Source organism: Bdellovibrionales bacterium (assembly GCA_019750295.1).
Taxonomy (GTDB): Bacteria; Bdellovibrionota; Bdellovibrionia; order Bdellovibrionales; family JAGQZY01; genus JAIEOS01.
Genome location: JAIEOS010000017.1, coordinates 25255 through 49217, shown reverse-complemented (window position 1 = coordinate 49217; position 23963 = coordinate 25255). Strand labels below are relative to the sequence as shown.

Below are 23963 nucleotides of genomic sequence, written 5' to 3'. Positions count from 1 at the left end.
GCGTTTTCAGAGAGCCGCGAGAACCTGAGGCTCGTTGAGAAAAATGCCGAGCACGATCGCGAGTGCGAGGAGATAAACACCAAACAGGAGTAGAGTTTTACCTAATGGAGGTCTTTCGACCTTTAAAATCTCCCGAACCTCTTCCATCACAGGGAGGAGCTTACGACGATCACCTCTCTTGCGATACCCCGGCGAAATGAATTCCAGAATTTCAATCCACTCTTGTCGCGTCAACGAACGGTGAACCCAGTCTTTTGAAGGGTAACGTTCCCTCAACATCTCGACGATTTCCATTGCAGAAGATGATATCCGGTGAGAAAGCGCAACCATAGGCACAAAAAGTACGGCCCATCTTCCGATGAAAAAATAAACAACAAGCAGGGTTAGAAGCTGAAAAAATAATAAGCCCCAAGGCCATCTCAGAAAAAATAACCCCTTAAAAATCTTTGCCCCATCCAGAAGGAGAAAGGGAAGGAGATTGATTCCGTTGATGAATAAAAAATTGAGCCCCGCAACTCTGAATAAAGGAATATTGGTCGAGAACATATAAAGTACCGTGCCAATGATAATCCCAGGAACTGGCCCTGCCATGGAAATATAAACCAACTTTAAGCCCTGTGCGCCCAACAGTTTTTTTGACCACACCCCTGCACCAATAAAAGGGACAAAAAAAACCGTGGCATCAGACATACCGTACCATCGCATGACGAGATAATGACCAAGTTCATGAATAGCAACCACCAGCAAGACAATAAAGGCAAGCTCTGTGGAATATTTTTGATTGTCAGCCACAAAAAAGACCAGAGCCGAAATCATCGTCAACAATATCCAAGCTCGACTCCTCACCGACGGTGGTCGATCCAAAGCCTCGATCACATCAGCCCACTTCTCATCAAGCTCACTAACAGCTTCGCGAGTCTCCATATTACGTCCTCTCTGAAAAGCTCTATGATCTCAAACTTTGAAACTAATTCCAATTATCAATTTTGATGTCCTCGGGGGACGGTCGGCCTTTTCCTGTCTCCACATAGTTTTTTAAACTTAAAAGAAAGGTTCCCCACTTCATATTACAATGGGCCATGGATTCGGTCTCTTGCGCCCAATTTCGATGTCCAAAGTTGAGAATTGTAAACTCATTTTCTTTTTTTAGATCAAAGGTGAACGAAGTTCCAACCCAGTCCTCAGGCCCCGCCAAACAAATCCATTCCATTCTTTCATTCGGAAGACGTTGAACCACTTTCATCTTCATTTCGCCCAGGACAACCCCGGAGTCTTCCTTAAAGGTGAATACGATTTCGCCGTTTTCCTCGGAAACACCCTTCGTATTTTTAGTCCACCAATGGGATAGACCCTCGATAGAGCTGATGGCTTGGAATACGTGATTGAGTTCCGATTTGATTCCGACTCGATGAATGATATTGGGCACGATAGACTCCTTGTAACTTGGTTTTTGGGGAACCTAACATTTCACTTGATTTTTTCAAGTGAAATGTTTTAATCAGGGAATGAAGAGGCGCAAATTAAGATCTCACTGCCCAGTGAATTTTGGGCTCGAACTCTTTGGTGACAAATGGACGCTCCTCATTCTTCGTGACATCGTTTTTAGGGGAAAGAAATCCTATGGCGAATTCCTAAAGTCCGAGGAAGGATTTGCCACGAACCTGCTGGCCTCAAGACTCGAAATGCTGATAGACTCAGGCATCCTCGAAAAATCAGAAAACCAAGACGACGCGCGAACCGACATATTCCGGCTCACTCAAAAAGGACTCGATCTCATTCCCCTACTCTTCGAGATGGTTTTATGGAGCGCCAAATACGACCCGCAATCTGAGGCGAAAAAGATCCCCGAACTGATTCGATTAATAGAGAAAGATAACCGAAGCATCAGTAAAATCTCAAAGGGGAAAGTCAAATCCGGAAGAGGAATCGTCTTCGACTACATTCAAAAATAACGCGAACGAGCTGTCGTAGCCCTATCGGCTCTCTTCCGCAACACATGAGTGTGGTAATTTTTCCATAAATAGTTATATTTATATGAGTAACCGAGGCCGGTTTCTTTTAATTTGCGCGATCCGTACCTGCCTGCTAGTTTTCCGCCCGAATAGGTCTTACCGACCGAGATAGAGATGGAGAGAAAAATGAAAAGTCTTTTTGGAGCTTTGTTTTTAGTGATCGTCGTAAGCCCTAACGCCTTTGCAGGAGGTATTTATTGTGAAGCGACGTGCGTGGTTACAGAAAATTACGGAACCTGGATCAATGGCCTTCCTCAGATTTCCCAAGCTCTCCAAGTTTCAGCATCCTCCCCTGGAGATTTAGTACGGAAATGTACAACCTCTGATAAAAGTATCCATACTCGATTGGTCAGATCCTACAGATATTTAGACATCGGTAGTTACAATGCTCTTAATGGCCAAGCTATCGTTTATCTCTATGACTTCGTCCCCGCAACGGAAGCGAACTCATGCAAAGATGCATCTCTCGCTCCTCTCAAACAATAATCTAAAATAAATAATTGTTATTTGCCTACGGACCGGCACTTCGACATTGTTAAAAGAAAGGGCCAGACATTGGCCCTCTATTTAGTTAGTGCCGACGACCCGAGACGCGCTCAATAACGGCAGAGCCCTGCAGTCGCCGAAACGGATTGCCCATTGAGGGTTCCTTTGATCCACGCACCGCTCTTACCATAATTCACTTGAAGGAATGTTTCTCCCACTGCAACCAATTCAAATCGCACATCTTCAGTGCAGAATTCGGCATCGTCGCACTCGTAGCCATAGGGAATACCGATCGCTTCACCATTAACCACCACAGTGGGGGTTGATTTGCCATTGGCGGAAACAATCGCAACGTTGGAGCTGGAGAAGTCGAGAGCCACCAATTGGCGATCTGCGATAAAATCGCAGCTTTTAAAGCCGATTGGAATGGGTTTTGAGTCATAAGCCTGAGCGCTGGCCGAAAATAGCACCAAAGAGACGAAGATAGATTTGATCATATAAAACCTCCTGTATTGAGCGGGTTATCATATGTTTTTAGCTTAGGATAGCTCTCTACGCATTTCTAACACGATCCCAACACTCAGATGTGAATTACTTACCGCGAGTTCTTAATCCCTCGGCACGCTTTTTTTTAATTTTTACAAGTGATTAAAGCTCGTAGAAACCAACAAAACCGAGAAAATAAGGAGGGCGCCCATACGAATGAATAACTAACGCAGGCACAGAAATCTAGAACTGAAATGGATAGAATGGTGCGACCAATTGGAGGAGTTTCGAATCGCTTGCCTCACCTATTTTAAAAACGTATTCTAATTTGGGGTCTTATGATTTTTATTGATCACATTTTTATGTTTATTCGGAAAGAATCAGACACTTTACAAACTTTAAAGACACTAGGACTCACTGAAACTTACACAAGACGACATTTAGGGCAAGGCACTGCTAACTCTTGTTATGCTTTTAACAACATGTTTTTGGAATTCATCTGGCTAGAAGATGAAAGCGAAATTCTTTCTGAACAAATCAAAGCCACGGGCTTGTATGAAAGATCAAAATGGATGACAAGCTCGACGTGTCCATTTGGAATCGCGTATCGAAATACTGAAAGCAATATCGAAATTGAAACACCACATTGGGATTTTAAGCCAACCTATTTGCCGACAGGGAAATCAATTAGAGTTACTGAGGATAGTAAAAATCCAATCCACCCAATGATCTTCAAAGCAATTTCAGTCGTATCACCTGCAGAATGGACACATGAAAAAAGAGGACGTCTGCAATCAGATCTAGGGTTGGAAGAGATCGATAAAATTACGATTTCGACTCCCCAAGATTACGTGGCTTCACCCTCCTTATTGGAGCTCTTGCCTAAGACAGATGCTCTGAAAATTAAGAAATCAGAATCTTCGAAATGGAATATTGAATTCGAAATTGATACCGGTAAAAACAATCGATCCGTCATTTATTTTCCAGACTTAACCAATTCCAAGATCATTTCTTAAAACAAACTCGGAACCCTCTTCCTGGTTTATCTGCAAAACTACTGGAGTTCCTGAGGTTTTAATTTTGGTGCCCCTTGCTTGACGATTATCGATCCGCCATCTTGGAGCTTTGTGTTTAAATTTAATCTGGCTGTTTTACGCGCCGCCGGAGGTTGGGCAAACTCGAACTAATCCGATTATTTTGGTGGCTTAAAAGGGCAATCGACATATAAGCAAAATATGAAAATAATGATGTTTCTTTTACTTTTCAGCCTAGTTGGGTGTGCAACAAGTTCGAATGAATCTACTCGATCTAATTTCGAAACCTTGGCGATACAATATCTACGTGACTACAAAATAAATTGCGCTAAAGAGGGAGCGACGACTTGGGGGCGGTCCCTTTGCGTACCAATGATCATTGTGGACCGTGAGAAATTGCAAGCTGTTAGCAGCGAACAGGATCCTAAGGGCCAATTTAATAAAGTCGGAGACATGTACGCAGGCACTTATTATGGAGATCCCATTTATGCCAACACGTCCATCCATTGGGGAGGGCGTTCCTGGTCAATGGTTTTATGGCCACTGCCCGAAGATAAAATTCTAAGAGAGCAGTTGATGTTTCATGAGGCCTTTCATTCTGTTCAAGCAGAAATCGGATTTCCGATGGATGGCGCGTTTAACGATCACTTGGACCAGGAGCAGGCTCGAGTTCTAATCCGTTTAGAGTGGAATGCTTTGCTCAAAGCTTTGACTGATGAAAGTCGTAGAAAAGAACATCTCCAGGTGGCTCTCCATTTACGAAACAAAAGATTTTCTTTATTTCCAGATGCGAAGAAGAATGAAGAGGCGCTAGAGATCAATGAAGGTTTAGCGGAATACACAGGGACGAAGTTGCGAGGATCTTCATCGCTAGAAACAATCGATTATCTTCAAAAAAGGCTCGAGGCTATTCCAGAGGTTTTCAGTCTCGCGAGATCATCTGCTTATTATTCAGGACCACTTTATGGACTTCTCTTTGATGCCGAGGACATAAATTGGAAATCGCAATTTTCTAAAAATAGGAGTTTTGCAAAAACTTCCGAGGAGTTGTTTAAAATTACAATGCCTCAAGATGGAAAGTCGCTGAGTGCGTCTATTTTGCAACAATATGAAAATTCAAACATCATTCAGTTTGAACATCAAAGAGCTGTTGAAACTAAAGAGAAAATTTCAAAATATTTAAAAAAAATAAATAAAAACTCAAAATTGAGGATTCGTCTTCAAAAGCCAATGGGAATGTTTAATCCTTACGGAATACTATCTGTCAGTAAAAGCGAAATCATTTATGTCACTTATGATCTTCGCGATGTCTGGGGTACACTGGTTGTGACTGACGGGGCCTATTTGAAGAAGAATAACAGAATAGTATCCGTCACGGTAAGCCCACCCACGGAGTTTACGGAAACAACAGCAAGAGGAACAGAGTGGGAGTTAAAGCTCAATCCTGGTTGGAAATTGATTAAAAAGAAAAACCATTTTACGGTTCAGAAAATATAATTCGGTAATCGGATTATTCGCGCTGTTGAATATCGGACCTCCTTTTTTTGAGAGCATTGGTATTGCAAGCTCACAAAATAAAGGAGTTGATTATGAAAACATTTAGAACGTTAGATCTGGCTGTGGAATTTTATAACATTGTTGAGCATCTTAAAATAACTGGACACCTACGCGATCAAGTGATTCGGGCGGCAGCGTCCATCCCACTCAATCTCTCGGAGGGAAATGCCAAGCCTTCTCCGAAGGAAAAGCGCAGATTCTACCAAACAGCTTACGCTTCACTCAAAGAATGTCAGACAATTTTTAAGATGGCGAAAATTGAAGACGAAAAAGTGCTGACAACGGCAGATCATTTAGGAGCGAGCATCTATAAACTTATTCAATCGAAAATCACAGAAATCGGAAACAGTAAACTGTAGCAATCCCTGTATTCAGAATACAGGTACCGGTATTCTGAATACTGTCTTAAATTTCGCGCAAGCGAAATTTGGTGCCCCTTGCTTGACGATTATCGAACCGCCATCTTGGAGCTTTGTGCTTAAATTCGATATGAGGCAAACGTTGGCGATTTATCGCAACCCCTGGCCGGGCAAACTCGAACTGCACCTGCGAGTTGGAATTTTAATCGCACTTAAAGTTCAATTTAGAAACCATCTTAAATCCAGCATCCTCACTTGTTTTTAATACGGAGTTGCAGCTCTCGGTTTCCTTGATGGTAACTGCCAGCGAAGCCAAGAAATCAAACCATTGTATTTTCTTTTCTGAAAATTCTTTTTCCGAGAGATTTCTTAAATACATCTTTCTAAAGCTCGGCAGATCTTTCAAGCGAAGTATGGACTTGGCGACAATTTTATCCATTTTGTCAGCCCCGTACTTTTCTCTCAAGTCCCAAAGAAGATGCGAAATAATCATTCCTGAAGTGTGTCCTTCAATCAACTTTTCATTTTCGCTAGCCATTTTTATGAACATGTCATAAAAAGTTTTGTGATAAGGGTTGAGATTGAAATCTTTTGCGTAAGTAGAGTAAAATTTTTTGCTCAAGTCGCTAAAATATGCAAGGTCATTGGGATATCTTTTCTTCAGACGTATATCTCTAACGAAGATAGGTGGCGCAAAGCTTTTTGCAAGTACCGGGTCATTTGCAACGGACGCTGCAAGGTAATCTATTAAACCGATATTCAAAAAGCCAGTCTCGTCTAGAGGGATATTCAAGTCGTTCACCAACAACCAAGACAGCCTATGGCCAAGTTCATGAAAAATGACATTGGCGTCGATTGGGTGGGATTTTCTGATCACGTAAACATCAGGGCTAGTTTGGTAAATTGCATCTCCCCAAAGAATTTGTATTTCAGCATATTTTTTTTGAGTAGCGAATAAGATCCTATTCTCAAACAGAGCTTCAACATACGGAATATATGCTCGATACTTGGAACAAAAGAAATCCACATAATCTTTTTCACTCGAGGTCGATGTAAGGGCTGTAGCACCAGAACCTGTAGAACACTTAAACGAATGAACCGCATCAGTTTCATATTGCGGACGACCCACATGACTATCAAAGATTATATTTTTCAGATTACCAATTGAAATAGATTTAAGCGGTGGATCAATAGGCTCCGTCGGTCTGGTTGAACAAGAAAGAAGAAATGCTACTAAAAAGAGCCACTCAAACTTCATATGAGAAGCTATTACAGCTACTAAAGAAATTAGGCTATTGTTTTTAAGGCTCTCGAACCAAAATTCTCTACGGAATTCAGTATTCTGTATACGGTATTCAGAATACCGCGGAGTGTGGTGCCCACTAGCGGGCGACCTTCGAACCGCGATTTTAGAGAATTTTACACTTCTAAACAGTTAATTTCAGTCATATTTAGTTTTTGAGTGGAAAACAAATTTGAAGTTTGAGAACTTGTTCTCCACCAGTTCTAAAGGCATAAACAGCTGTACAAAGTACCAAATATTCGTTGGGCTTATGAGCCCGACGAGCTACCAGGCTGCCCGAGATTACTATAAGCGTCATTTAAAAACAGGTTCATCAGCCGCTATATTGTACGGCCCATGCTCACGGACGAAAACAATTTGATCCTTTTGGATGGAAAAAATCAAAATTCGGCGGTCAAGCTTCGTGCTCAGCAGCAAGCCATCTCGCAAATACATGCAAGCCTGGCTTCAAAGATTCGATTCATGGACAGGTGAAGCAACAAGGTGCTAGTGAGATCATTGTGAAAATCGCAACTGTTCTCATACTTTTACTACTCCTCGGCGGCGCCAATGTGGCAATGGCGCAGGAGCCGATTTCCGTAAGGGTGGTATTGGACCATAACACAAACTACCCAAATTGGACTCTGCGCTACGAATTCCCGCAATCGGTCTATGCCTTTGCGTTCGTGCGACAGGACGGTGGATTCCGTTCTACCCAGTGGAACGTGCTTCCCAATTCAATCGGAGAAGCAGATATTAAATTTGCCGGAGACAAAGTTGATATCGTTCGCGGCGTAAATGAAGCGCATGAATTCAGGCTGGCAAATCTATTGATCCCTTTTGATTCAAACAATTCAGACCGATATGGCTATCAGTTCATTCAGAAATTCCAGGGTCAGTCTCGAGCTGTTTTTTCTGAGCACTTCGCAATCTCCGTGTGGATCAAAAAGAACGGCGCCGTTGAGCAGCGTCAAGCGAACCTAGAATTTACGTTTGTGCCTCATTCCAGTGAGCGACTCGTACTCCTCAATCGTGAAAGCGATTCCGCGCTGTATTTAGTCAGTCCCGCTGGAGCACGCGGCGTATATGTTTATTTTGGACGTGAGCGGCTCAGAAAGATTAACGGGTTTAACTTTCTCTTTGATCGCTGCCTGCCATCAAAAATCACCAAGTATCTCTCCAAGAATCTCTCAGGAATCCTTGATTTTTATAGGCAGAGATTTGGCGATCTTGATTTCACTCCGGTCATTTTCGTCAGACACATACCCGCCACCCCCGGATACGAGCACGGAGCAAGTGGTGATGCGCTACCTGGGATGTTCCTGATGCGAATTTTTGGAAGCGGCTATCTGAATAAGGGCCAGCAGCCTGAAGATTTTGAGCCTGTCGCCTAGGTGGCCGCTCACGAATCAGCGCATATGTGGAATGCAATACAGTATGAAGACAGCTCAACTTCGTATTGGACGTGGGAAGGAAATGCGGAGTCCATGCAGCTCCGGGCTTTAAGAGCCCTGCATCTTATTAAAACCGCACAGTTCGAAAAGATTAACCAGGGATACCGAGCAAAGTGTATTGCCACCCTGGGTGAGAAGCCTCTATCGGAGGCGATTCAGCTCATGCTGAATTGGCCAAACGACGATCAGCCAAACCCGTACCTGCGGGTTCATTACGATTGCGGTGCCTATTTGGAGAATCTTGCTGAAAAAATCATGAAGGCCAGCGGAGGCGAACTTTTTGATCTCTGGAAATCCCTGTACGAGGACAGCAATAAAGTTGGGCGAAGATATTCTGCAACAGCCTATTTCAGGAACCTCTCAAAACTTTCGAACAGGACTGAGGCCACAGAAATTCTTCGAGGCTTTTCTACCACACCAGGGGCAGAGCTTCTCTCGTTAGAAAAACAGATCGACGAACTACTGAAATAAAATCCCTCGTTTTTAGTTACCCGAACTGGATGGGAATGCAGTGAATTTTGTTTTCCTTCAAATTTATCTCGCGAGTCATCTACTGAAAACTAGCTGTACATTTCCGTAAATGGAAGTTCAGTTGTTTCTGGTGAACAACGAGGAATCGAGCAAACCAAAAAATCATCGTGATCTGGGGTTCACCGACGATGAATTTCTTGAGATCGTCGATTTCTTTCAAGAACTCATGCGGCTCGATCAAAAAGGGAAACAAAAAGTGCGATTGGTTCAAGTCCTGCGCGGGCGGTTGCAACAACTTGCTCATGAACGCCGAAAAGTTTTGCTTGATGAGCTAAGCGGGCTAGAAAAACATTGATATAAGTTCGAGTCTTCTTGGGTGCGGATTCGTAACCATCAAATTTCATTCTATTTTCTTGGTTCGAGTGTCCGCTTGCGGGTGATAAGCTAAGTACCTGAAAAAACTAGTGGTGCCCCGGGCCGGACTTGAACCGGCACGCCCGTTTGCACGAAGCTCAGGATTTTAAGTCCTGTGCGTCTACCAATTTCGCCACCGGGGCCTTGTGAATGGCTGAAGGATTTTTCTCACATTTTCGGCTGTATAAAGCAAGCTTTGACCACCTTAAGCATCATTTTTAAGCACATCGTCGCGAGCTCTGGAGAGAATCCCGTTTCCCTCGACCCACCGCCCATGTTAGCCTAGCGGGATCATGTTAATGGAAACGCGCTTCAATCCCCTCCTCGTTGTTCTTTCTGTCTTTGTAGCCATCTTCGCTTCCTATGTGGCGCTCAATTTAGCTCATAGCGTGACTCACTCGCGCGGCCGAGCTCGGGTCACATGGCTCACGTGCGGAGCCCTGGCGATGGGTGTGGGAATTTGGAGTATGCATTTTGTAGGAATGCTCGCCTTTGAAATGCCAGGTATGGCCATGGCCTACGACATTCCCCTCATGATCCTTTCCATCGTGGTCGCAGTGGGCGCATCGGCACTGGCACTCTTTATCGTCAGTCAGCCCATCGTCCCTCTCACCTCCATCATCGCAGGTGGCGTTGTGATGGCCGCCGGAATCGCAGGCATGCACTATATTGGAATGTATTCGATGCGTATGGATGCCATCGTGAAATGGAACATTTTCCTCATCGTCCTTTCTGTGTTGATCGCACTGGGAGCGGCGTTTGCGGCCCTAAAGATTCTTGTGGAACTGAGAGACAAATCCGATCGATTACTTCCGATGACCGTTGCGAGCACAGCTATGGGCTTCGCCATCGCCGGAATGCACTACACCGGAATGTTTGCGGCGACGTTTTATCATGCGGGCTCTCATCAAATCGGTCAGGAAGATCTTCTCGTGACTGAAAATCTAACGATGATGGTGATTGTATCGACTCTACTGATTTTAGGACTGGCGTTGATAGGTTCTATCGGTCATCGCATCATTTCTCGAGCCCGGAAGGAATCTCAAGAGGTCTTGGTCGCCAGTGAAGAGCGCTATCGATTACTGATCGAGGCCGTTAAAGATTACGCGATTATTCTGCTAGATCCTCACGGAAATATTACGAGCTGGAATACGGGTGCGGAAAAGCTCACGGGCTACACCCAACGAGAAGTGCTCGGGAAACATTTTTCGCTTTTTTATACGCCAGAGGATCTCGCCATCAACTTTCCTTCCGAGGAACTTCGCTTGGCTCAAGCTCAAGGTCACTTCGAAGCCGAAGGCCTTCGTATTCGGAAGGACAAGAGCACTTTTTTGGCGAATGTCATCATTACCCCGGTGTACGATTCCGAAAAGCGTCTCACTGGATTCTCCGAGGTCATACGCGATATCACCGCACTCAAGGAAGCTGAATCCCGAATGCTCAAACTCAATGAAGATCTTGAGAATCGCATCGAAAGCCGCACTCAAGCCCTCCAACAACGAGAAATACAACTTCGCTCCATCACCAACGCCTTACCGGTGCTTGTGGGACAGGTCGATACCAAAGAAAGGTTCACCTTCGCGAACGAGATGCTCTGCAAATGGTTTTCCCTCAAACAGGAAGACATCGTGGGCCACACCCTCCTCGAAGTTTTCGGGCAGGATCGCTACCAACTCGTGACAGACTACGTTCGCAGCGTCCTCAGCGGCAAGGTTGTCAATTACGAACGAACTTCGAGAAGCCTCGACGGAACCAGCGAGGAGGCCACCTTCAGTGTGACTTACGTCCCCGAGTTTGATGCTCAAAACCAAGTCACCGGTTTTGTCTTTGTCGCGACTGATATTACGAAACACAAAGAGATTGAATCCGAACTTAAAAATGCGAGAGACGCGGCCGAGGTCGCCAACCGCACTAAAAGTGCTTTCCTTGCGAACATGAGTCACGAGATTCGAACTCCCCTCGGCGCCGTACTCGGTTTTTCGGAACTCCTTATGGGTGACGACACCACTCCCGAGGAGAGGGCTCATAGTATTGAGGTGATTAAACGTAACGGTACGCTTCTTTCAAATATCATTAACGACATCCTCGATCTATCTAAAGTGGAGGCCGGTAAGCTCGAGGTCGAAAAAATCGACGTCAAAGTAAACGAACTGATCGCCGAACTCTCTCTCCATCACCGCGAGGCCGTCAAAAAAAATATTGTGCTTAATATAAATCCTGAGGGACCTTTACCAAGCACGATTAAGACTGATCCTGTTCGTCTTCGGCAGATCCTCATGAATATTATCGGTAACGCGATTAAGTTTACAAAAAAAGGCCGCGTCGATGTCACCATCAAAATGCAAACCGACGAGAATCGCCAAGCTCAACTGATGTTTATCGTTCAGGACACGGGCGAAGGAATTAAGCCCGAACAGATCTCCAAGCTTTTTTCGCCCTTCTCCCAAGCCGATGTCTCCACGACTCGACGCTTTGGCGGAACCGGATTAGGTCTCATCCTCTCAAAAAAGTTGGCGAACTCTTTAGGAGGAGACATTGTTCTTAAAGAAAGTACCTTTACCGTTGGGAGCACATTTGTCATTACGATTGATCCAGGACTTTCTAGCGGCGCATTTGACGCTTTTCCCTCCGAAGCGTTCACCTCTGGCGCCGGCGCAGACCTAGAAACGATTGAACTCAAAGACCTCAAAGTCCTCGTCGTCGACGACAGCCCGGAGAATATTCTTTTGATTAAAACTTTTCTGAATTTAGCCCACGCGCATGTGGAGACGGCGACCAACGGGCGAGAAGCGGTTTCAAAGACGCTATCGGGTCAATACGACGTCGTTCTTATGGATCTCCAAATGCCCGTCATGGACGGCTACCAAGCGATTCAGGAGTTGCGAAAGCAAAATTACAAGTTGCCGGTCATTGCTCTAACCGCCCACGCCATGATGGAAGATCGACGCCGCTGTTTAGAAAACGGGTTTGACGATCACATCACTAAGCCCGTAGATCGACGCACTCTACTTGCGACCCTTGAAAAATTGAGAAAACCAAAAGCTTAAAACCATCGATTCCGCTTTACAGTTTAAAGCGCCAATCTTTACTTTTAATGGGCCTGCTTATGGGTTCGCTGTGAGACCCCAGCCCATCCTCGGCTCGGCAGAAGGGTCGAGGTTGACCTTGATGTGACGTCACCGTCGACCAAGCCTTCTCGCGATCGCTCTCTTCGAAAGAATTCTCTTGAATGATTTTTTGGAAGAGAAAGTACGATCCTCGAGGCGTTCGCTTCAGATTCTGTCGGCGATCCACATCGACCAATCCAAACTTAGGGCAATACCCATCCGCCCATTCCCAATTGTCAGAAACGGTCCAAAAGATATAACCGAGCACGGGGACCCTCTCCGAGAGAGCCGAGTGGAGAGCCGTAAGGTGTTCAAGAATGTAGCTGGGTCTTAAGATGTCAGTGGCATCTGCCACTCCATTTTCGGTGATAAAAATGGGAATGGCATAACGATCATAAGTTCTCTTCAAAAGATGGTAGAGACCCTCCGGTGCAATAGCTCTCCCCGCCTCCGAGTACTCTTGATCTTCTCGAACCGTCGCCGAAAAACCTTGTACAAATTCGGCTCCGTAATAATTCATGCCGATAAAATTCATTTCGTTTTTAATTTTATCTAAGAAACTCCACGTCCAAAAATAATCAGCGATGCGCGTGATCAGATTGGTTTGATTTTGCGAATTGATGAGATATGAAAAGTGATGGGCCACGCCAATTTGCATTTTGGAGGTCGTGGCCTGGCGGTAAACTTGTCGATGAGCTTCCGCCATATAAGACATCGCTCGTGCATACTTTCCTTTATAAAATCCTAAATTGAGAAAGGCGAGTGCTCCCCCTTTTTCGCCGTAGGGCCACAATCCCGTCACGTAGGTGAGTAGACCAAATATCGTGGGTTCGTTAAAGGTGATCCAGTAATCCACCTGCGGCGCCAACTCCCGCATCACATCTAAAGCGAATATACGAAAGAGCTCGACGGTCTCGGGATTCTGCCAACCGCCCGTCTCTTTGAACCACTTTGGCGAAGAGTGATGAAACAAAGTCACCATCACTTTCATGTTTCGAGCGCGAATGAGATCAAGAATTTTTTTATACTGAACAAGAGCTTCTTTGTTTTGAATCGTTGCAGGACAAACTCCGCCGCAATTCATGGAGCCCGGTCTTTGCGGCACAAGCCTCTGCCAGTCCACACCCAATCTATAAATCCCCGCCCCCGTCTTCGCCGCGAGATCAATCTCGACCTCCGGCTCTGTCCAAAACTTAAGTCTCTCGTACGGATTGATCTCTTTGGGTGCGGCAGCAACTCCGCCCGTCTCCGCAAAATCAATCCAAGTGTCGTCCGCTGCGTCCTCGACATGAGCGGGTGCCGTCGCAACTCCCCATAAAAAATCCTTTGGAAAGGAGTAGGAGGACTTCGAATGTGCCGCCCCAAGAATTTGAAAACAAAAAATCAAAACAAAAAGTGATATGCGCATTTAAAATCTCTTCGACTCAAAAAGGGGTGCCATTTGGGCACCGTAACTCGTTGATGATTCTCTGTAAAGAAAGTTTGCGAAATTTTATTTTAGACAGTTTTTTAAACTTTCCTTAACACTCCATCGACTAGGCCTGGCATCCGAATTGAACTCTCTTACTGGCAGAACAATAAAACACTTTCAAGGAGTCGAAAAGTGATTAAGTTTTTACTAGCCCCCCTATTTGTCAGCAGTTTTCTCATCTCAACACAGGTTCAGGCTGAGACAGTGGTTGAGAAACCCAAATCCGCAAAAAAGATCAACTCAAAAAAAGTCAAACCCGTCCCGCAGAGAGTCACGGTCAATTTTGATTCTTCGCCGTCAGCTCCACTTAAGAACAAAACTGTGGCGGCCGCTCCAGCTTCGCCGGTGAAAAAATCTAAACTCCGTGCGGAAATTAAAACTTTAGCGAAGTCCGATAATAGAGCCTTAGCGCAAAAGAAGTATTGGTCGATGCGGTGTAAGAATGGATATATCGCGGGAAACAAAGTGTTCTGCTCGATCGAAAAACGAGTGACTCTCGCTAAAACAGCGAAAAAGACGAAAGCTCAGAGAGCTCTCGCCAGCAGCGCCTCTTCGATCAACGTGCAAAATCGCTAAACGCGACTTTCCATGGGTCGATCACCCGGTTTTTCGATAATTTCGTCGGGGCGGTCAGGATGAACCTGATCGCTCCCTAGCTCGAAAGAATTTCCATAGCCCAAGTCATACTTTTGCTCGACTTCGGGACTATTGAAGTTCGCTTCTTTGGCAGAATCAAATTCCTGAGGCACCGAAGGATCAAATTCCTTTTTGTAAGGGCGTCCCGGAGTCGCTGCCGGTTGAGCCTCGTACTGCCTTGGCTCCTCACTGCCGTAAGTTGATTTTTTTTCTTGAGCCCAAATGTCTGTCATTGATGGGGTGTCTTTTTTTTCCATGTCTCCTCCAATATCAATTGGGATGTGCAAACCCTATTCCGACGCGAGAGGGCTCTCGCTTCGTTTGGAAAAGTAAAAGTGCCGCCATTATGGGCATGGGCGGGGCAAATTTCTCTCGCATCGCAACTGACGGTGATCAACTATTTAGTTTCCAGCTCTTTTTTTCTCTATTACCATTCTTTAAAGGCAATTTTGAACGGCAAATCTCACGGAGGATTTTATGGAACTGACAGTGAATGGAAAGAAAGTCACGGTAGACGTGGATGGCGATATGCCGCTCCTCTGGGTTATTCGTGATGAACTCAATTACACAGGAACGAAGTATGGGTGCGGAATGGCTCTTTGTGGAGCTTGCACCTTACATGTCGATGGTCAACCTGTGCGTTCGTGCTCTTTCCCCGTCTCCGCGGCCGAGGGAAAACAAATCACTACGATTGAGGGCCTAGGAGATAAAGTTTCGAAAGCGGTTCAAAAGGCGTGGGTCGATCATCACGTGCCCCAATGCGGTTACTGCCAAAGTGGTCAAGTGATGACCGCGGTGGCGCTCTTACGCGAAAATAAAAATCCTTCGGATAGCGATATCGATAATGCCCTCGGTGGACATATTTGCCGCTGTGGAACTTATCAAAGAATTCGCGCCGCCGTTCATCAGGCTGCGAAAGATTTAGCGTGAGGTCATCGATGGAAACCATAGATCTTTCTCGTCGCCGATTTTTAGAACTTTCAGGAGTGGCCGCCGGAAGTTTGGTGGTCGCCTTTTATCTTCCCTCGGGTTTACAAAAGGCTTTTGCACAGAAACCAACAGCACCTCCGTTTCCGAATGCTTTTATCGTTATCGCCCCTGATAATTCTGTGACCTTTGTGATTAATAAATTAGAAATGGGTCAAGGTGTAAACACTTCGATGGCTCAGCTCATCGCCGAAGAGCTCGATTGCGATTGGGATAAAGTTCGTAGTGTTTCTGCGGGCGTCGATCCCGTCTACAACCACACAATGATGGGCCCCATGCAGCTCACCGGCGGCTCCACCGCTCTCATCTCTTCGTGGGATCAACATCGCAAGATTGGGGCGAGCCTCAGAGAGATGTTAAAGACGGCGGCCGCCACCCGCTGGGGCGTTTCCGTGAACGAATTAAAAACATCCAAGGGTTACGTCACCCACGCCAGAAAAGGGAAAATCTCCTATGGTGAACTGGTCGGCGAAGCGCAAAAACTTCCCGTGCCCGAAAATCCTCCTCTGAAAAATGCGAAGGACTATAAAATTATCGGAAAATCTACCCTTCGAGTCGACGCTCCCGAAAAATCAAATGGAACTGCCATTTTTGGTATGGATGTTCGAATTCCAGGAATGCTTTATGCGGTCATCGCTCGGCCTTCCGTAAATCTCACGAAAGCGGCTTCCTATAATAAAAAAGCGGCGAAGGCGATTAAAGGTGTGGTCGACGTTATTGAACTTCCGAACGGCGTGGCGGTTCTTGCCACCAACACTCATTCCGCTAAAAAAGGGCGTGATGCTTTAAAAATCCAGTGGAAAGATAAAGCCTACTCCAAAATTTCTTCGACCTCTTTGATGGCTGACTTTAAAAAACAAAGCAAGAGCAAATCTTCAGTGAAAGTGGCCGATCGTGGGGATGCGGTCAATGCCCTCAAAGGCGCCACTCAAAAGATCGAAGCCGAGTATACGTTTCCGTTTCTCGCTCATGCCGCCATGGAACCGATGAACTGTACGATCAATTACGATGGACAATCCGCAGAACTCTGGTCGGGTCATCAGATGCCGACGGGCGATCGCATGGTCGCATCGCAAATCCTTGGACTTGCGCCTGAAAAAATCAAAGTGAATACCGTTTATGCCGGCGGAAGCTTTGGTCGTCGCGCGAGCAAGACTTCGGATTACGTCACCGAAGCCTGCTGGCTCGCTAAAAAAGTAAAAAAACCTCTGAAAGTGGTATGGACGCGCGAAGATGACATGCGCGGTGGCTATTATCGTCCGATGAATTATCACCGCGTGACTGTTGGTTTTAATGATCAAAATGAGCTTTTGGGCTGGGACCACTCCATTGTGGGTCAAAGTATTGCCAAAGGCTCACCGTTTGAAAAAATGATGTTTAAAAATGGAGTTGATCCCTTAGTGATTGAGGGAGTGAATGACACGCATTACTCCTTCCCACACTTTCGCTGTCATCAGGTGATTGCCGACACTCCCTACACCACATTGTGGTGGAGATCTGTGGGTCACACTCACACGGCTTACGTGATGGAAACCATGATGGACGAATTGGCGCACACCATGAAGCGCGATCCCCTTGAACTTCGACAGTCCTTGCTCAAAGACCAACCTCGCCACCTCGCTGTATTGGATTTACTCAAGCAAAAATCAGGATGGGGATCTCAAAAGCCTCCGGCGGGTCGAGCGTGGGGGCTCGCCCTCCACGAATCCTTCAACAGCGTGGTCGGTCATGTCGCCGAAGTTTCGATAAAGGACAATGTTCCTCGGATCCATAAGATCTGGAGCGCAGTTCATTGCGGAACCGTCGTGAACCCCGAGGGTGCAAAGACCCAAGTGGAAGGCGCCATTGTTTACGGTCTGTCCGCAGCTATGATGGAGGAAATTAAAATCGACAAAGGACATGTCCTCACCGGGAACTTTAACGATTTCCCCGTCATGAGGATTCAAGATATGCCGGTGGTCGACGTTTCGTTTGTGCCTTCGAATGAGAAGCCGACGGGACTCGGCGAACCCGGACTCCCCCCCATCGCTCCAGCCGTAGCCAACGCGATTTTCCAACTGACCCAAAAGCGACTCCGCCACCTCCCCTTCTCCAAAGAACTCCAGGGGTAAAAGGTACGCCGTTCAATTCCCAGACGCAAAAAGTCACAAAACAAAAGGTGTTTTGTGACTTTTTGCGTCTGGGAATTGAACGGCGTACCTTTTAATACGGACAGTGCTTGCAGTTGTTTTTGCAGCAGTAGCCGCGCTTGCGGTGGTATTGGGCGGTAAACACCCAGCGCCCTTGCTCATCATAATAGGAGTCGCCGTCGGTGGCTTCCGGATTGGGGATATAGGATTTAAGGCACGGCTCGCAAAGACAATCGGTCAATGACAGCGGAATGTTTTCGGCCACAGGCATTGCCAAACACCAACAGGCGCTCTGGCCCGCTCCGCATTCAAATGAATTCCCGCACTGAGAACACGCCTTCATCACTCTCCTAGGACTTTCACCGCTATCTATGGCGCACCCCTCACGAAGTCAATGGACAGGGCTCATATTATTTATATAATAAAAGGTAATGAGCTTTAGCGAATTTTTAGAATATGTTCCCTACGCCCTCGTGGACTCTTTAGTCTACGCTCTCGTGTGGGGAGCGATCATTTTAATTCTTAAGTACGTTCCGACCTTTAGTTTTTTAGGACTGCAAAGAACTCCCAAGGAAGTCAGTCCCGAACAGATCCAGCACCTCCATCAGGAAATCCATCAGTTGCGCGAAGACTTACGAAAAGTAGGTCGAAAGAGCGACGAAGAGTCCCCATCGCTTCATATCGTTTGAAAACTGAGTCATATCGAGACGAATTATTGCGGTTTGTGGCTTAACGGGTGATTTTGACGGTTTCTTTCAACGAAACATGTTTACCCGGGTGGCAACCTTGAAAAGAAGTCAAAACCACAACCGAAAGAATGGCGACAAAATGAAATTTTGTGTGCTTATCAAGCATGTTCGACCTCCTTGGAATTTCATACTAGCACACGAGGTTTTAAAATTTGAAATTATTTTTTTGAAAAAACTCAAATTGAGATACAGGTCGGTATCGAAAGTTTGCGATTCAGCGGATGGTGCCAGTGCGGAACTCGATGTTCCGTCGTCCAAGCTAACTGCCGGTGGCTAACATCAACCGCAAGTAAGGCATCCACACCGGCTCAACGTTCTCCGAAGGTTTGACTTGAACATCCATCGCGGGCGACCACTTCATTCTCTCGGGTCGACTGAGCAAAGGCATTCGAGCTTCATCCGGAGTACGGTTGCCCTTTTTACGATTGCAAGGATGGCACGCGGAGACCAGATTCTCCCAGCTCGTTCCGCCTCCGCGAGATAAAGGGAAAACGTGATCCAAAGTGAGATCTCTTAAGGCTAATTTTTTAGAGCAATACTGACAGGAGTGCCCGTCGCGAAGGAAGATGTTCTCGCGGCAGAGACGAACTCCGCGATGAACCCGCGGTTTCACATACTTCTTCATCTTCAAGACAGCGGGAGCTTGAACTTCAGAACTCACAGAACGTATCTTATGACCATGAGTTTCGAGGATTTCTACTTTTTGTTGGAACCACAAGATCATGGCTTTCTGCCAGCTTACAATGCGCAAAGGCTCGTAAGTGGTATTTAACAGAAGAACTCGTGGGTAAGAAAGGCTGTTGCCAGTACACCTCCGGGCTTACAACTAGCTTGTCTCATTTTGTCGGGTGAGCACAAGTCCAGTTTTAGCTATCTCCATTTTAACACTGCTTACGGTTTAAACAAAACATCTGACGCGAAAGCCGCGCCAGAGCGCGGTTCTGAGACGGTATAAGAATTATTTAGAGCACATCTAAGTCATTCTTAGATCACTCGAGACTCGAGGCCCCCTCGGGGGTGTCGAAAAGTTCCAACTGCACCAGCTGGAGTCGACGAATTTCATCGCGATACTTCGCCGCCTCTTCAAAGTTCAAGTCCGCGGAGGCCGTCTTCATCTTTTTGCGAAGCTTATCGATCTCTTGATAAATCTTATCCGGATGCTTCATGAGCTTTTCTGAAATCTGCGTGGCACTCTTTTGGCCTCCCACTTTTTCGTAAACATCCATCAGCCCTCGAGGAATAGATTTTTTGATCGTGGTCGGAGTGATTCCGTGTTTTTTATTGTAGGCCTGTTGAATGGTGCGACGTCGATCCGTCTCGCTGAGGGCCTTTTGAATACTCTCAGTCATGGTATCAGCGTAGAGAATCACACGCCCTTCGGAGTTTCGCGCCGCCCGACCGATGGTTTGAATGAGTGAGCGTTCGGATCTTAAAAAGCCCTCTTTATCCGCATCGGTGATCGCCACCAAGGACACTTCGGGAATATCTAAGCCTTCTCGAAGTAGGTTGATTCCGATCAAAACATCAAAAACACCCAAACGCAGATCTCGGATGATATCCATACGTTCCACTGTTTTGATGTCACTATGGAGATATTTAACTTTGATGCCGATGCCATCGAGGTAATCCGTAAGATCCTCGGCGCTCTTCTTGGTGAGAGTGGTTACCAGAACCCGCTCTTTCTTAGGAATACGGATCTGGATCTCTTTCACAAGATCTTGCACCTGCTGCTTCACCGGGCGAATCTCCACCATGGGGTCCACAAGCCCTGTGGGACGAATGATCTGTTCAATGATCAAGCCGCCACTTTTTTCGAGTTCATAGGAGCCAGGAGTGGCCGAAACATAGACCACCTTATTCACCATCTTTTCGAACTCTTGAAAATTCAGAGGCCGATTGTCCAAAGCCGAAGGTAGACGGAACCCATGCTCCACCAGCGTGGATTTGCGCGAACGATCTCCCCGATACATCCCACCGATCTGCGGAATAGTGACATGAGACTCATCGATAAAAGTAATAAAATCCTGAGGAAAATATTCAAGCAACGTCGGAGGAGGTTCACCTGGGGCTCGCCCGGTCATATGGCGAGAGTAGTTCTCGATCCCTTGGCAATACCCGATCTCTTCGATCATTTCGATATCATAGTACGTGCGCTGCTCTAAACGTTTGGCTTCGAGGAGCTTCATGTTTTCGCTCATCATCGCCAGGGTCTGTCGCAACTCCTCTTGAATACTCGCCACCGCAATCTTTTTGCGCTCTTCCGTATTCACGTGGTGACTTGCGGGATAAATAGCAATTTTATCAAGCTCGTCGAAGATCTCTCCGGTGAGAGGATCTAGCCAAGTTAACTTATCGATAAAGTCCCCAAAAAACTCCACGCGCACGACTTTATCTTCTTCGTACGCCGGGAAAATATCGACCGTATCCCCGCGCACGCGAAAAGTTCCTCGATGGAAATCGATATCATTGCGAGGGTATTGGATGCGCACGAGCTCTTTTAACAAATGGTCGCGCTTCATCTTTTCGTTAGCCACAAGATGGATCATCATACCTTCGTAGGCCTCGGGGCTTCCCAAGCCATAAATACAAGAGACACTGCTCACGATGATCACATCACGGCGATCAAACAGCGAACGCGTCGCCGAGTGCCGCATCCGATCGATCTGCTCGTTGATCGCAGAATCTTTTTCGATAAAGGTATCTGAGGAAGGTAAATACGCCTCGGGTTGGTAGTAATCGTAGTAGCTGACAAAATACTCGACGGCGTTTTCAGGAAACAGCTCTTTAAATTCGGCGTAGAGCTGAGCCGCCAGTGTCTTGTTGTGCGCGAGCACCAGAGCCGGTGCATTCAACTCATTAATCACGTGAGCCATGGTGAAGGTCTTACCACTTCCCGTCACTCCCAATAGGACTTGATGCTCTTGACCCTTCTTCGCGTTGGCAACTAACTGCTCAATCGCACGAGGCTGATCGCCCGCAGGTTTGTAGTCAGATTTGAGCTTAAAGAGTTTTTTAGCCATGCTTTAAACATTTCTCCACACGAGTGAGTAAAGATTTTTTGTGAATCAATGGCACCAGAGTCTTTAATTCGGACCCATGAGGTTTTCCGATCACCGATACACGAATCGGCATAAACAGATTTTTTCCCTTAACCCCAGTTTGATCTTTAATTTGATTCTGCAATTTATCGAACTCTTCGGACGTCATGTATTCGGGAGCCGCTTCCACTCCGGCCTTCCAGGCCTCCCAGACTTTTTTGGATGTCTCCCAACCAAAAACTTCCTGGGCTTCACTATGAATTGTAAAACCACTATCATCGATTGGACGACACAACTCCACAGCGTCGTTGAGAGTTTCCATGGCTGTTTTAAAAGCCGTCAATGCGCGATCGATCCATTCCGGTGAATCTGGAGTTTCGATTCCATTCTTCTTTAGCACCGGCTTTACCAGAGACCACAACTTTTGATGATCCATGGCGCGCAAGTGCATCGCATTCATCCACTTGAGTTTGGTCTCGTCAAACACGGCCCCCGCGGGATTTAATCGCGTGATATCGAAAGCCTGAATCAATTCGTCGCGCGTAAAGATCTCTTTATCATTCCCGGGATTCCAACCTAAGAGCGCAATAAAGTTAAGTAACGCCTCAGGAAGATATCCGCGCTCCATGTACTCATGGCAACTGGTCGCTCCATGACGTTTACTTAATTTTTGTCGATCCTCACCCAGCACTAAAGACAAATGACCAAACTGAGGAACTTTAAAACCTAAGGCCTCGTAGATCATGTGTTGGCGTAAAGTATTGCTCAAATGCTCTTCCGCGCGGAACACATGAGTGATTTCCATCAACGCATCATCAATCACACAGCAAAAGTTATAAACCGGCATTCCGTTCGAGCGAAGAACCACAAAGTCTCCCACCATGTCGGAGGGAAAGATCACCTCGCCGCGAACAATGTCTTGGAGCTTGTAGTCCCGAATATCATCCACACGAAACCGAACCGCCGCTTTTTCACCCGCAGCGATCTTCTGGCGCGCCTCTTCCACAGAATAGATTTTATCAGGCCGAGGCGTACGACCGCCCTCGGCCACCGCCTTGGCTTTTAAAACCTCGAGCTCTTCGTCGGTGCGGAAATCGTAATAGGCTTTTCCCTCAGCCAAAAGCTGATCCGCATATTTTTTGTAGATTTCTAAACGCTGACTTTGTTTATACGGTTTATGGGGACCAAAGCTCTCGTGAGTTTTGGGATCAACCCCCTCGTCCCACTTTAAATCGAGCCACATCAAATCGTCGATCTGCATTTGAAGTGCTTCGCGAGTGCTGCGTTCTAAATCTGTATCCTCGACCCGAAGTATAAAAGTGCCACCCATTTTTTTTGCATAAAGATAATTGAAGAAAGCGGTGCGCGCTCCACCCACATGCAAATAACCCGTGGGACTTGGGGCGAATCGGACTCTTACAGACATAGGTTTCTCCTATAGATAAAAAGACTCGCTATCGTATACGGAATTTGAATTATTGTCCCGGATTTTAAGGTCTAGATAGAGCAGCGTCATCTCTCGCGGGACGGGGAATTTATGGGAGCTTCGTCAGCGGACACTCTCACCGCTCAGACAGCAAGGGGCGAGCATCTATTAGGCTTCGCACCATCGCCCCCGCGGGAAGCGGAACTCGGGTTCGAGCGTCCGCTGACGAAGCTCCCATAAACTATCATCCCGACTCGGGCTATTTTGATTTGAGACGGGTTTCGATTTGGAATAAAAAAACCCCGGATTTCTCAGGGGTTGTTTTAGATAGATCGATTTTATTGGGATCTGTTGGCTTAGAGGCCGAAGATGGCTTTGACTTCTTCTTGGTCGGAGAGTTCTTTTTGGCTGGTGGCCAAAGAGAGTTCCTTAAAGAGGAGGCTGCGGGCCGTGTCTAACATCTTGCGCTCGCCGAAGCTCAATTCTTTATCCACACGGAGAAGGAAAAGATCGCGAAGGACCTCTGCGATTTCGTAGACGGAACCGGTTTTGATTTTTTCCATGTATTCGCGATAGCGGCGATTCCATGTTTGATTGTCGATTTTTACGTTCTTTTGCTTAAGGATTTCGATCACGCGGCCGGCTTCGGTTTTGGAAATGATAGGACGGAGGCCAACAGCAGATACGTTATTTTTAGGGACCATAATCTTCATTCCTGATTCGATGATTCGAATGGAGTAGAAAACCTGCTTACTGCCCATAATTTCTTTAGTTTCGATGGATGTGACTTCTCCAACTCCATGCCCTGGGTAAACGGCATTATCACCAACAGTAAATTCGGCAGTTACGATCATGAATCCTCCTG

General features: G+C 46.3%; 24 protein-coding genes and 1 tRNA gene. 13 read left to right on the top strand and 12 right to left on the bottom strand.

What is annotated here, in order from left to right; all coding sequences use genetic code 11:
• Positions 1–6 precede the first annotated feature (6 nt).
• The gene (locus tag K2Q26_04670; protein ID MBY0314786.1) at positions 7–924 is read right to left on the bottom strand and encodes a hypothetical protein; all 918 of its coding nucleotides are present in this window, start codon (positions 922–924) and stop codon (positions 7–9) included.
• 43 nt (positions 925–967) lie between these two features.
• Positions 968–1426, bottom strand: a complete 459-nt coding sequence (locus K2Q26_04665; GenBank protein MBY0314785.1) for an SRPBCC domain-containing protein — start codon at positions 1424–1426, stop codon at positions 968–970.
• Between the two features lie 79 nt (positions 1427–1505).
• Between K2Q26_04665 and K2Q26_04660 the strand changes: the two genes are divergently transcribed.
• Together K2Q26_04660 and K2Q26_04655 are read left to right on the top strand one after the other, a co-directional pair.
• Positions 1506–1952 (top strand): helix-turn-helix transcriptional regulator, encoded by a 447-nt coding sequence (locus tag K2Q26_04660; protein MBY0314784.1) that lies wholly within the window; start codon positions 1506–1508, stop codon positions 1950–1952.
• 186 nt (positions 1953–2138) lie between these two features.
• The gene (locus tag K2Q26_04655; protein ID MBY0314783.1) at positions 2139–2498 is read left to right on the top strand and encodes a hypothetical protein; all 360 of its coding nucleotides are present in this window, start codon (positions 2139–2141) and stop codon (positions 2496–2498) included.
• Between the two features lie 110 nt (positions 2499–2608).
• On the opposite strand, the gene K2Q26_04650 is transcribed toward K2Q26_04655, so the two are convergent.
• Positions 2609–2995: a hypothetical protein gene (locus K2Q26_04650; GenBank protein MBY0314782.1), complete on the bottom strand. Its 387-nt coding sequence runs from the start codon at positions 2993–2995 to the stop codon at positions 2609–2611.
• Between the two features lie 327 nt (positions 2996–3322).
• Here K2Q26_04650 and K2Q26_04645 point away from each other — a divergent pair, with 327 nt between their 5' ends.
• The 3 genes from K2Q26_04645 (at position 3323) to K2Q26_04635 (ending at position 5934) form a co-directional block, all read left to right on the top strand.
• Entirely contained in the window at positions 3323–4000 is a 678-nt protein-coding gene (locus tag K2Q26_04645) for a VOC family protein (protein ID MBY0314781.1), read from the top strand.
• Between the two features lie 390 nt (positions 4001–4390).
• Positions 4391–5515 (top strand): hypothetical protein, encoded by a 1125-nt coding sequence (locus K2Q26_04640; protein ID MBY0314780.1) that lies wholly within the window; start codon positions 4391–4393, stop codon positions 5513–5515.
• 92 nt (positions 5516–5607) lie between these two features.
• Positions 5608–5934 (top strand): four helix bundle protein, encoded by a 327-nt coding sequence (locus K2Q26_04635; GenBank protein ID MBY0314779.1) that lies wholly within the window; start codon positions 5608–5610, stop codon positions 5932–5934.
• A 202-nt stretch (positions 5935–6136) separates the two neighbouring features.
• On the opposite strand, the gene K2Q26_04630 is transcribed toward K2Q26_04635, so the two are convergent.
• Positions 6137–7192 carry a hypothetical protein gene (locus K2Q26_04630; GenBank protein MBY0314778.1) on the bottom strand — a complete coding sequence of 352 codons (1056 nt, stop codon included), beginning with the start codon at positions 7190–7192 and terminating at the stop codon, positions 6137–6139.
• Positions 7193–7737: 545 nt separating this feature from the next.
• Here K2Q26_04630 and K2Q26_04625 point away from each other — a divergent pair.
• The 3 genes from K2Q26_04625 to K2Q26_04615 all read left to right on the top strand — a co-directional run bounded on the left by K2Q26_04625 (position 7738) and on the right by K2Q26_04615 (position 9496).
• Positions 7738–8610: a hypothetical protein gene (locus K2Q26_04625; protein MBY0314777.1), complete on the top strand. Its 873-nt coding sequence runs from the start codon at positions 7738–7740 to the stop codon at positions 8608–8610.
• Positions 8611–8634: 24 nt separating this feature from the next.
• The gene (locus tag K2Q26_04620; protein ID MBY0314776.1) at positions 8635–9141 is read left to right on the top strand and encodes a hypothetical protein; all 507 of its coding nucleotides are present in this window, start codon (positions 8635–8637) and stop codon (positions 9139–9141) included.
• A gap of 109 nt (positions 9142–9250) precedes the next feature.
• The gene (locus tag K2Q26_04615) at positions 9251–9496 is read left to right on the top strand and encodes a hypothetical protein (protein ID MBY0314775.1); all 246 of its coding nucleotides are present in this window, start codon (positions 9251–9253) and stop codon (positions 9494–9496) included.
• A 110-nt stretch (positions 9497–9606) separates the two neighbouring features.
• On the opposite strand, the gene K2Q26_04610 is transcribed toward K2Q26_04615, so the two are convergent.
• A tRNA-Leu gene (locus K2Q26_04610) sits at positions 9607–9698 on the bottom strand.
• A gap of 150 nt (positions 9699–9848) precedes the next feature.
• Between K2Q26_04610 and K2Q26_04605 the strand changes: the two genes are divergently transcribed.
• Positions 9849–12602, top strand: coding sequence for a PAS domain S-box protein (locus tag K2Q26_04605; GenBank protein MBY0314774.1), 2754 nt, complete (start codon positions 9849–9851; stop codon positions 12600–12602).
• A 16-nt stretch (positions 12603–12618) separates the two neighbouring features.
• On the opposite strand, the gene K2Q26_04600 is transcribed toward K2Q26_04605, so the two are convergent.
• Complete coding sequence (locus K2Q26_04600; protein ID MBY0314773.1) at positions 12619–14070, bottom strand: family 1 glycosylhydrolase; 1452 nt, start codon at positions 14068–14070, stop codon at positions 12619–12621.
• A gap of 195 nt (positions 14071–14265) precedes the next feature.
• Between K2Q26_04600 and K2Q26_04595 the strand changes: the two genes are divergently transcribed.
• Positions 14266–14709, top strand: coding sequence for a hypothetical protein (locus K2Q26_04595; protein ID MBY0314772.1), 444 nt, complete (start codon positions 14266–14268; stop codon positions 14707–14709).
• Here K2Q26_04595 and K2Q26_04590 read toward each other — a convergent pair.
• Positions 14706–15026 carry a hypothetical protein gene (locus tag K2Q26_04590; GenBank protein MBY0314771.1) on the bottom strand — a complete coding sequence of 107 codons (321 nt, stop codon included), beginning with the start codon at positions 15024–15026 and terminating at the stop codon, positions 14706–14708. The two genes, K2Q26_04595 and K2Q26_04590, sit on opposite strands and share 4 nt — an antisense overlap.
• 220 nt (positions 15027–15246) lie before the next feature.
• Here K2Q26_04590 and K2Q26_04585 point away from each other — a divergent pair, with 220 nt between their 5' ends.
• Both K2Q26_04585 and K2Q26_04580 read left to right on the top strand, forming a co-directional pair.
• Positions 15247–15699 carry a (2Fe-2S)-binding protein gene (locus tag K2Q26_04585; GenBank protein MBY0314770.1) on the top strand — a complete coding sequence of 151 codons (453 nt, stop codon included), beginning with the start codon at positions 15247–15249 and terminating at the stop codon, positions 15697–15699.
• Between the two features lie 8 nt (positions 15700–15707).
• Positions 15708–17867 carry a xanthine dehydrogenase family protein molybdopterin-binding subunit gene (locus K2Q26_04580; GenBank protein MBY0314769.1) on the top strand — a complete coding sequence of 720 codons (2160 nt, stop codon included), beginning with the start codon at positions 15708–15710 and terminating at the stop codon, positions 17865–17867.
• Positions 17868–17958: 91 nt separating this feature from the next.
• On the opposite strand, the gene K2Q26_04575 is transcribed toward K2Q26_04580, so the two are convergent.
• Positions 17959–18228, bottom strand: a complete 270-nt coding sequence (locus tag K2Q26_04575; protein ID MBY0314768.1) for a hypothetical protein — start codon at positions 18226–18228, stop codon at positions 17959–17961.
• Between the two features lie 88 nt (positions 18229–18316).
• Here K2Q26_04575 and K2Q26_04570 point away from each other — a divergent pair, with 88 nt between their 5' ends.
• Positions 18317–18574, top strand: coding sequence for a hypothetical protein (locus tag K2Q26_04570; GenBank protein ID MBY0314767.1), 258 nt, complete (start codon positions 18317–18319; stop codon positions 18572–18574).
• Positions 18575–18893: 319 nt separating this feature from the next.
• Here the strand turns inward: K2Q26_04570 and K2Q26_04565 are convergent, their stop codons facing one another.
• From K2Q26_04565 to K2Q26_04550, 4 genes are all read right to left on the bottom strand, one after another.
• Positions 18894–19358, bottom strand: a complete 465-nt coding sequence (locus tag K2Q26_04565) for an HNH endonuclease (protein ID MBY0314766.1) — start codon at positions 19356–19358, stop codon at positions 18894–18896.
• A 265-nt stretch (positions 19359–19623) separates the two neighbouring features.
• Positions 19624–21654, bottom strand: a complete 2031-nt coding sequence (gene uvrB, locus K2Q26_04560; protein MBY0314765.1) for an excinuclease ABC subunit UvrB — start codon at positions 21652–21654, stop codon at positions 19624–19626.
• Positions 21647–23098, bottom strand: coding sequence for a glutamate--tRNA ligase (gene gltX / locus K2Q26_04555; GenBank protein ID MBY0314764.1), 1452 nt, complete (start codon positions 23096–23098; stop codon positions 21647–21649). The genes uvrB and gltX overlap by 8 nt, the downstream gene beginning before the upstream one ends.
• A gap of 356 nt (positions 23099–23454) precedes the next feature.
• Positions 23455–23952, bottom strand: coding sequence for a CarD family transcriptional regulator (locus K2Q26_04550; protein MBY0314763.1), 498 nt, complete (start codon positions 23950–23952; stop codon positions 23455–23457).
• Between the last annotated feature and the right edge of the window lie 11 nt (positions 23953–23963).